We start from the raw sequence: 9116 nt of genomic DNA, 5'->3' as shown, positions 1-9116 counted from the left end.
CCAAACAGGCCGGACCCAATTGCTAGTTAACCTTGAACCGAGGGGCCGGTGCGACAAGGTTGCAGGATTCTGTTAGATGTGCAGCACGTGATTCGTACTTTCCGGTGGAGGTCGCGCGGAGGTGGGAAGCAACCCCTAGCTCTGATGTCGCGCCGCCTTCCAGCCCTTCGCCAGGGCCACAACGCCACATGCCACGAGAACGGGGATCAGGGCACTGGTGAAGGCGCGGCGGACTGGGCGGTAGTCGCGGATAAGCCAGCCGCTTTTTTCGGCGTGCTTGCGTAGTTGGCGGTCGGGGTTGATGGCTACGGGGGTGCCTACGAGGGACAGCATGGGGATGTCGTTGACGGAGTCGGAGTAGGCGGTGCATTCTTTGAGGTCGAGGCCTTGGGCTTCTGCTAGTGCTTGGACGGCGTGGGCTTTACCGGGGCCGTGGAGGATGTCGCCAACGAGGCGTCCGGTGAATTTTCCGTCTTTTTCTTCGGCGACGGTGCCCAGGGCACCCGTGAATCCCAGCCGGGCGGCCAGCGCTTGTCCGACTTGGACCGGGGTGGCGGAGACGAGCCACACTTGTTCGCCGGCGGCGATGTGCATGGCGGCGAGTTCGCGGGTCCCGTTGTAGGTGCGGTCTACTAGGTGGTTTTCCACGATGTCGGTGCACAGTTGCGTGAGTTCTTCGACGCTTTGGCCCTTGACCACGCTGAGGGCTTTTTCCCGGCCTTGGGCCATGGCGTCGGGTAGTTCAGAGCCGAACACGCGGTAGCGGACTTGGGTGATGAGGTATGGGGAAATGTCGCGAAGTTCGATGTAGCGCCGTTTGAATAGTTGGTAGCCAAGGGCGATGAGGGAGTTGCCTTGGATGAGGGTGTTGTCAACGTCGAAAAATGCGGCGGCGGTGACGTGTTGGGGGATGTCTGGGTCTGGGGTGGTGATGCGGATGCCACCGGCTTCGACGGCGGCGCGGGCGGCGGCGAGGCCGGCTTTGCGCTGGTGGTTGTCGTCGATGGGTGGGAGTGCGGTGCTTTCGATGAAGCGGCGCACGTTGCCTCGCGAGTGGGACCACTGTGAGCGGGGGCCGTTGATTGGGCTCACGGGGTCTGTCCTTTCGGTCGTGCTGGTGGCGGTAGCCTAGTCCATCGTAGGCGCCCAATGCGTTGGAGAGGGGTTGGATGGTGCTGGTTGAACTCATGGTGCGTGCGACGTGCGGTTCTTGTGAGCGTGTGGCCGCGCAGATCGAGCCTGTTGTTGCGGATGCGGGTGCGCAGTTAGTGCTTATCGACGTCGACGGGGACCCCCAACTCGCCACCGAATTCGGCGACCGGGTTCCCGTGGTGGTCATTGATGGTGAGGAATTCGCGTGTTGGGAAGTAGATAATGCGGAGCTTGCTGCGGCGCTTCAAGGGTGATGGTGCGGGCGTCAGTTTTCTATTTCTGCTTGATCAATTTAAGGTGTAACTACCACATGCCGTCGGCACTGCTGTTCATATGGTCCCCTGAACGCTGATTTGGAGGATCTAGCAGGCGCGACGGCTGCCCTGTGAATTTTAGGTTCACCCAGTTTTAGCAGTCTGTTTTAGAAGAGATTTGTGTCGATGACGAGTGCCTCCACGCCCTTAGCCGAGCCCAAGAAGGCAGCTACCGCTAGTTCTGGCGACCCGGATTTAGATGCTCTGCGGGGGAAGGTCATTTTCGTTGGTGCAGGTCCGGGTAACCCGGACCTGCTAACTATCCGTGCGCGTGAAGTGCTTGAGCGTAACGCTGTTGCGGTGGTTGATCCGGGTGTGTCCGTGGGTGTGCGCGATGTTGTTGGATCGGTTTTGCCGGTACCGGCAGAGAAACTCGATGCGGCTGCTGCTGCGTATGAGGAGATGTGCGTTAAGGCGAAGGAAGCCGGTGCGCGCCGTAAGCCGGTGAAGCCGGCTGATCCGACGGCGGCGGAGTTGTCGGAGTGTGAGCCGGATGGGGAAGGGATCGTCGAAAAGCTTGAGGCTGCTCTTGATGAGGCGGCGGCTGCGATTGCTCGTGGTGATGCGGGCGATGGTGATGTCATTCGTCTCATTGCGGGCAATCCGCTGACCCGGAATGCGGTTATGCGGGAGATTTCTGAGGTGGCGGCTGCCGGCATTGAATTTCAGGTTGTGCCGGGAATGTCGTTGCCGTCGACTGTGCCGTCCTTTGCGGGTATCGCGTTGGGTTCCACGTACACCGAGGCTGACTTGGCTAATGAGCCGGTTGATTGGGATGGTCTTGCTGCCGCGCCGCAGCCGCTCGTGCTTCAGGCTGATGTGGAGCACCTGCCGGTGATCAGTGCGGAGCTCACTGCACGTGGATTTTCCCCGGATACCCCACTGACAGTCACGGTCAATGGCACAACCCGCCTGCAGCGCACGTTTGATGCGACGTTGGGAACGGTGGGCAAGTTGGATGCGGATTTGGATGGCACGCTCGTTGTCACCATCGGTACTGCGGTGGATGACCGCTCGAAGTATTCCTGGTGGGAGAACCGTCCGCTGTACGGCTGGCGTGTGCTGGTCCCGCGTGCGAAGGAGCACGCCGGGCCGATGAATGCGCGGTTGAACTACTACGGTGCCATCCCTCAGTCCGTGCCCACGATTTCGATGGAAGCGCCCCGTAACCCGGCGCAGATGGATCGTGCGATTAAGGGCATTGTTGAGGGGCGCTACCAGTGGATCGTGTTCACCTCCGTTAACGGGGTGGATGCAGTCTGGGACAAGTTTGAGGAACTCGGGCTGGATGCACGCTCCTTTGCTGGTGTGCACCTGGCGGCCGTGGGGCAGAAAACCGCTGATGCGATTCGTGCCCGCGGCATGATCCCTGAGCTGGTTCCGCACCGCACCAAGCAGACTGCCCAAGGCCTGGTGGATGTCTTCCCGGACTACGTGGAAGAAATTGATCCGGTGGGCCGCGTGCTGCTGCCGCGCGCCGATATTGGTGGGGACGTTCTGGTGGAGGGCCTGAAGGAACGCGGCTGGGAGGTCGACGATGTGGTGGCGTACCGCACCGTCCGGGCAGCCCCGCCGGCACCGGAAGTGCGCGACATGATTAAAACCGGTGGCTTTGATGCCGTGTGCTTCACCTCCGCATCCACGGTGAAGAACCTGGTGGGTATCGCCGGTAAGCCACATGCCCGCACCATCATCGCCTGCATTGGCCCTATGGCTGCCGCGGAAGCGAAAGAACAGGGTTTGCGCGTTGACGTTGTACCGGAATCGGCTGACATACCATCCCTGGTTGATGCGTTGGCAGAGCATGTTGCTGGGCTGCGTGCCGCAGGCCAGCTGCCCCCGCCACGTAAGAAGCGTCGCGCGCGTCGCTCTTAAGCCTTTAAGCTTGTTAGTCAGCTCGGAGACTCCGGGACTGGAAGGATCAGTGATTTCATCACTATGACCACACCTGATCGGGGCACGACCCCAAGCCATATTGCTCCGTCCGCTGCCGGCGAGAAAGGGAAGCCGGAGGCGGTCCGCCTGTTTGTTCTCACCGCTGTTGTCATGCTGTGCGGTGAGGTGATTCACCAATTGTTTTCCGTGGTGGCGGTCCTGCTTGATCCATCAGCGATGATTGAGCAGGCAAAGCAGGCGCGTCCATCCGCGGCGAAGGAAATCGGTGACGCGAACATGACGGCGCTTGCGTACGCCTCTGTTGGGATTGCGGCACTGTTCGCGTTGGCCATCGTCGTGGTGCTGGCAATTGCGGTGCGGGCAGTGGCCAAGCAGGCTTCCTGGGCGGACAATGCATTGAAGTTGCTCATGGTTTTCGGTGGCTACTTCGCGTTGCGCGTCATGTTGATCTTTGCGGTCCCAGTTAGTGGCAGTGCTGTGCCGACGCCACTGATTGCTCTGGATGGGGCGATGCAGATCATCGCGGGCGTGGCCGGCGTGTGCGCCATTTTCTTTGCCACCCAGGATGAGGTGCGCACGTGGACGGCCAAGCCCAATACCCCTAAGGATACGAAGACGTTGCACGGCCCCAAGTGATCTGAGGCAGACTGAAGACCATGGCCGGTATGTTTCCCACGATGGTGACGGACCCGAATGATCCGAACCGTAACCACAGACGCACAACAACAACTGCGGGGCAGGGGTGCCCACGTAATCTGCGTGTTGCGTTTTACCTCATCTGCGCGGCAGGTGTGTTGATGTTGCTCACCGCGTTCACATTGCTGGCCGACGGATACCCCGGTGACGCCGTGATTCATGATGTGAGCAAACTCTTGGGCGATGTCGCCGACGAAGCATTCCGCAATAGGTATATGACCAATATGCGGGTCACGGCATGGGGCAGCATCATTCTCACGGTGTGGTTGGTGTCCGCAGCAGCGTATTTCCCCAAAGGTAGCCGTACCGCCCGCCGTTGGGCTGGTGTGGGCGTGGCTTTAACGTGCTTCTTGCATCTGGCGTCGTTTGTGGTGCAGTTAACGGGCTGGGTATCTATGGTTGTGGTGGTTCTGCTGGTTGTGGCTATGCTTCTAGCGTTTCGTCCGGATTCAAACGCGTACGTGGATGAGATGAGTCCGCGCTTCCAATGAAAGACCAGTGAGTAGCCATGACCAAACCAGAGAACAACGGTGAACACCCGGACCCGGTGACAGAGTCCCATGAGGAGCTTGGCCGTTCCATCAAGGATGCGATGGATGCTGCGCGTGAAGCGGGTATTGGTGTGGAAGAAAAGCCGGGGGAGGCATCTATCTGGTTTGCGGCGGATGTAGAAGACCGGCCACACGTGTCCTATTCCTTCGTGTTGGAAAATCTGCCACCGGCGCCGGACATTGACATGGTTGAGGCCGCGGTGGAAGAGCTGGACGGGGTGGAATGCCGTGTGGTTCATCCGCGTAAGACGGCGTGGGTGACGGCGACGGTGGATACGCGGCCGGAGGTGATCGTCGATAAGTTTGCGGAGCTTGGAATTAAGGCTTCGTTGACGGATACGTCGATGTTCCGTTACGCGGCGGCGGTGGAAAGCGCTGAGCATTATGTGCGGCGCAAGGCAGCAAAGGATGTTCCGATTCAGTTGCGGCGTCGTCGCCGTTCGGCGCAGCGTTCGCTTGATCGGGCACGCCAGGCGGGTTTTGGTCCGCGGGCGCGACGCGAGGAGTCGCAGCGGAAGCAGCAGAGCAAGGAACCGGTGAAGCGGGATAGGAAAGACGATGTTCTGTACACCGCGCGTGATTTGGTCACACCGGCGCGGATGTGGGTTGCGTTGGTTCTCACACTGCCGGTTTTGGTGCTCGCGTACGTTCAGGCGGCGCAGTTTGATGGGTGGCAGTGGGTTGAGCTTGCGCTGGCCACCCCGGTGGTCACGTGGTGTGCGTTTCCCTTTCACCGCGCGATGTTGGGTGGCGTGCGGCGCGGTATCACGGCGCTTGATGGCGCCAGTTCCATGGCCATCATCATTGCTTATTTGTGGTCCGCGGCGGTGATTCTTCTCGCACCGACGGGGCAGCGTGGGTGGCATTCGGGGTTCACGTGGTTTGCTACCACGCTGGGTACGGAGCACGGCCCGGAGTTGTTCCTGGATGTGGCGTGTGGGATCACGTTGTTGCTGCTCATTGGCCGTAGGTATTCGATTCGTGCGCGCAGGTTGTTGATTGATGAGATGGCGGATCAATCGCTTGATCCGGAGGTTGAGTACACGCGTATTAATAAGATGCGTGGCCGCGCGGAGATTGATAAGGAGCTCATCCCGGTCGCCGAGATTAATCGCGGTGATGACATTGTGGTGCACGTCGGTGAGGTCATTCCCGCCGACGGCAAGGTGATCGGTGGGAAGGCTCGTTTGCGGCCGGGGCTTATCGACGTCCACGAGCCCAACCACGTCAAAGTCGGCTCCACCGTCTATGCCGGTTCCGTGATTGAGTCCGGGGAGATCAAGGTGCGTGCGCAGCGCACGGGCCATGCAACACGCTGGCTGGTGGTCATGCAGTGGTTGCGCGATGTGGAAGTGCGTCAGCGGTACGCGACGGTCCAGTATGCGCAAAGCGCTGCCCGCCTGTTGCCGTTGTCTATGACCGTGGCCTTTTTCAGCTTCATTTTATGGGGTCTGATTTCGGGCGACTATAACGCTGCTTTGCGTACCTCTTTGGCTGTGTTGGCCGGTGTTGCGCCGGTCGCTTTGGCGTTGTCCCCAGCCTTGGCGCTGCGTCTGGGGATTGAGTCTGCGGCGCGTCACGGGGTGTTGCTGCGTGACGGCCATACGCTGCGTTCATTGGAGATGATGGACACGGTGGTGTTCAACCGCGTGGGCACGCTGGCCAAGTCCCAGATGTGTGTGGAAACGGTGACGTCGGCGGAGGGGGAGAGTGAGGAAATGGTCATGCGCATCGCTGGTGCTGTGTCCATGGAATCAGATACTCCGGCGGGGCGTGCGTTGGTGCAGGGGGCGCGTGAGGCGAAAACCCAAACGGAGAATAACCCGGATTTGCCTACGCGTTATGAGCTGGTGAGTGTGACTGCGGAACCGAGCGGTGATCTGAACGCGCGCGTGAACCTCGTGTACGTGGATGAGGAAGGCCGGGAGACGTCCACTCAGGTGGATGCCATGTTGTGGCGGCCGGTGAACCTGTCGCATTTGCGTGGCCGTTTGGCGGTGGCCGCTACCTCGGGTGGCACACCTGTGGTGGTGCGGTGGAAGGGGAAGGACCGTGGTGTAATCACGTTGTTCGACCCGTTCAAGGACGATGCCGATGAGGCCGTGTCCCGCCTGGAGCAGATGGGTGTGGAAACGGTGATGCTTACGCGGGATACGTACCCGGTGGCTCGTCGTTTTGCTGATTTCTTGGGTATCTCCAATGTGTTGGCGGGCATTACGAATAACCGGAAGGCGGGGGCGATCCGGAACCTTCAGGCGGCGGGCGCGGAGGTCGCGTTCGTGGGTGATGCGACTGTGCGCGATGCACTGCGCGCGGCCACGGTGAGCATCATGTACGCGGATTCGGAGGATCTGGAGCTTTGCCGCCGCCGTGGACGCACGGTGTCTGCTGTTTTGCTGCGCCATGACGTGATGGCGGTGCCACAACTGGTGTTGCATGCCCGCAAAGTGTGTGAGGTCATTGACCGCAACTTGGCACTGGCATGGATTTACAACGGCCTCATGTTGATGTGTGCCGTGGCGGGTGTGATTCCCCCGATTGTGGCAACCGTGCTCATGCTGGGTTCGTCGTTGCTCATCGAGGGGTTGTCTATGCGCGCGCGTAGTTTCCCGAATGAGGGCCGGGTGGAGCCGGAGACTATTTCTGAACTGGTCAATGGGGAGAACAATGTCTAAGACAAAAATCGCTGTTATTGGTGCCGGGTTGGCAGGACTCACCGTGGCTAAGCACGTGTGTGACGCGAGCGTCGATGTGTATGAAGCAACGGATCGCATCGGCGGCAAACTGCGCACCGTCGCGTTCGAAGGCGGCCCCACGGACATCGGCGCGGAATCATTCATCCCGACCGAGGACATGCGTGCGTTCATTGAGGATCTCGGCCTCACTGGATCGCTCGTTGACCCCACCGATGCGCCAACCTTACGGTGGGACGGCAAAGAGCTTTCGCTTATCGACGTCCCCCGGACCACCACCTTCCACCACGGCCTCCAAGAATTGCCGGAGAAGCTCGCCGAGGAATCCGGCGCTGATATTTACATTGATGCTTTCATTTCGGGCATCACGCGCGAGACCGATAAGGAAAGTGGGAAGCAGGGTTTTCGCCTCAAAGGTGGGGAGGACAAGCTGTATGACAACGTTGTGCTTGCCGTGCCGGCCCCCACGGCAGCACTTCTGCTCAAACAGGTGGATGCTGGTGCCGCCGAAGCGTTGGCAAAGGTAAAACTGACCAACAGCGTTGTTGTGGGTATGCGCTTCGCCACCGGTGAAGGGTTGCCGGAGGCAGCAGAGGTCCGCATTGCGGACGGCGCGGACGGTGTCCGCGCAGCAGCATTTGTGTTTTCCTCTCAGCGGTGGCCCCATCTGGCTGATCGGGATGGTGCCCTGGTGCGCGCGACCCTCAATGTGGAAGCGCATGCGGATGAGGATGATCTGGTGGATTGGGCCTTGGATGATCTGGCAACGGTAACGGGCTTTGATGGTCGCGCTGCTGGCCTGGAAGAAATCTATGTTCAGCGCTGGTTCGGTGCTTTCCCGGAGGACACTGCTGCCACTAAGGCTGCAGCACAGGAAGCAAGCGAGTTGATCGCACAGATCCCCGGTATCTCTGCAACCGGCGCATGGGTAAGTGGTCCCAGCATCTGCGATGTGATCGCACATGCCCGCGCAACAGCGGATGATGTGCCCACTTCGTAACTGCCCCGTGTAGCTTTAAGTCCTATGCACAAGGAGCAGGAGCCAGAGGACAACGAGGAGATCGTTGATCCGGTTGAACTAGAGCAACTAGATACTTCAGTGGCGCCGGAGGGATCAGATAAAGAGGACCCCGAATGGTGGGAGCAACCAGGCCTGCCGTGGAATTCTAAGCCGACGAAGTCAGACTACTGGTGCCTTGCCTGGTTTGGCTTTGTGGGCATCTTTGGTATGTCCATGATTCCGCTGCGCGCCTGGCTGCTTGGTTTGGATCCGCCGATCCTGCTGGCTGTGACGGGCTCGCGCATTGGTGCGGCATCCACGGGGGCGCTCGCTGCTGTCGGGGAAGCACCGGGCTGGTTGTGGTTCCTGCTCATCGGCTCGCTGGTGAACATCAAGTTTGACTGGGTCTACTGGTGGGCCGGCAAGCTGTGGGGCCGGGGCATCCTGGAAGTACAGGCACAAAACTCCAAGCGCACGGCAAAGAATTTCAAGCGCGTGGAGGGCTGGTTTCACCGCCTCGGGTGGGTGGCCATTTTCTTGGCGTATCTGCCTATTCCGTTGCCCATCGCCTTCGTTGTCTTTGTCATGTGCGGTGCAACCGGCATGGATGTGAAGAAGTTCATGATCCTTGACTTTGTGGCGAAGACCTTGTGGTCCTTCCTCTACTTCGGCCTGGGCTGGATGATCGGCGAGCCAGTCGTCTACGTGCTTGAGCAGTACTCAAAGGTAGCCAACTGGATCGCCATTGGTCTCATCGTCGTGGTGCTCTTTGGGGTCTTTCGCGGGCAGTCCAAGACCGCCCGGAAAGCGTGAG

8 protein-coding genes are annotated in these 9116 nt (G+C 60.0%); 7 read left to right on the top strand and 1 reads right to left on the bottom strand.

The features are described from left to right. Positions 1-135: 135 nt before the first annotated feature. The gene (locus HMPREF2129_RS08770; protein ID WP_034665595.1) at positions 136-1092 is read right to left on the bottom strand and encodes an HAD family hydrolase; all 957 of its coding nucleotides are present in this window, start codon (positions 1090-1092) and stop codon (positions 136-138) included. A 77-nt stretch (positions 1093-1169) separates the two neighbouring features. On the opposite strand from HMPREF2129_RS08770, the gene HMPREF2129_RS08765 reads away from it, so the two are divergent. From HMPREF2129_RS08765 to HMPREF2129_RS08735, 7 genes are all read left to right on the top strand, one after another. Continuing rightward, positions 1170-1406: a glutaredoxin family protein gene (locus tag HMPREF2129_RS08765; RefSeq protein WP_034665592.1), complete on the top strand. Its 237-nt coding sequence runs from the start codon at positions 1170-1172 to the stop codon at positions 1404-1406. A gap of 186 nt (positions 1407-1592) precedes the next feature. Then, positions 1593-3341: a bifunctional uroporphyrinogen-III C-methyltransferase/uroporphyrinogen-III synthase gene (locus tag HMPREF2129_RS08760; RefSeq protein WP_084576751.1), complete on the top strand. Its 1749-nt coding sequence runs from the start codon at positions 1593-1595 to the stop codon at positions 3339-3341. 63 nt (positions 3342-3404) lie between these two features. Continuing rightward, on the top strand, positions 3405-3998 hold the full coding sequence (locus HMPREF2129_RS08755) for a hypothetical protein (protein ID WP_052093078.1): 594 nt from the start codon (positions 3405-3407) through the stop codon (positions 3996-3998). Between the two features lie 20 nt (positions 3999-4018). Next, positions 4019-4549 (top strand): hypothetical protein, encoded by a 531-nt coding sequence (locus HMPREF2129_RS08750; protein WP_034665590.1) that lies wholly within the window; start codon positions 4019-4021, stop codon positions 4547-4549. Between the two features lie 17 nt (positions 4550-4566). Continuing rightward, on the top strand, positions 4567-7284 hold the full coding sequence (locus tag HMPREF2129_RS08745; protein WP_232218138.1) for a heavy metal translocating P-type ATPase: 2718 nt from the start codon (positions 4567-4569) through the stop codon (positions 7282-7284). Next, positions 7277-8302 (top strand): FAD-dependent oxidoreductase, encoded by a 1026-nt coding sequence (locus HMPREF2129_RS08740; RefSeq protein ID WP_034665587.1) that lies wholly within the window; start codon positions 7277-7279, stop codon positions 8300-8302. Before HMPREF2129_RS08745 ends, HMPREF2129_RS08740 begins: the two co-directional genes overlap by 8 nt. Positions 8303-8326: 24 nt before the next feature. Further along, on the top strand, positions 8327-9115 hold the full coding sequence (locus HMPREF2129_RS08735; protein WP_084576749.1) for a DedA family protein: 789 nt from the start codon (positions 8327-8329) through the stop codon (positions 9113-9115). The last annotated feature ends 1 nt before the right edge of the window (position 9116 follow it).

It is taken from the genome of Corynebacterium tuscaniense DNF00037 (assembly GCF_000759055.1).
Classification (GTDB): Bacteria; Actinomycetota; Actinomycetes; order Mycobacteriales; family Mycobacteriaceae; genus Corynebacterium; species Corynebacterium tuscaniense.
Note: the sequence above shows the minus strand (reverse complement) of the source record. Positions and strands in the feature narration are given on the sequence as shown.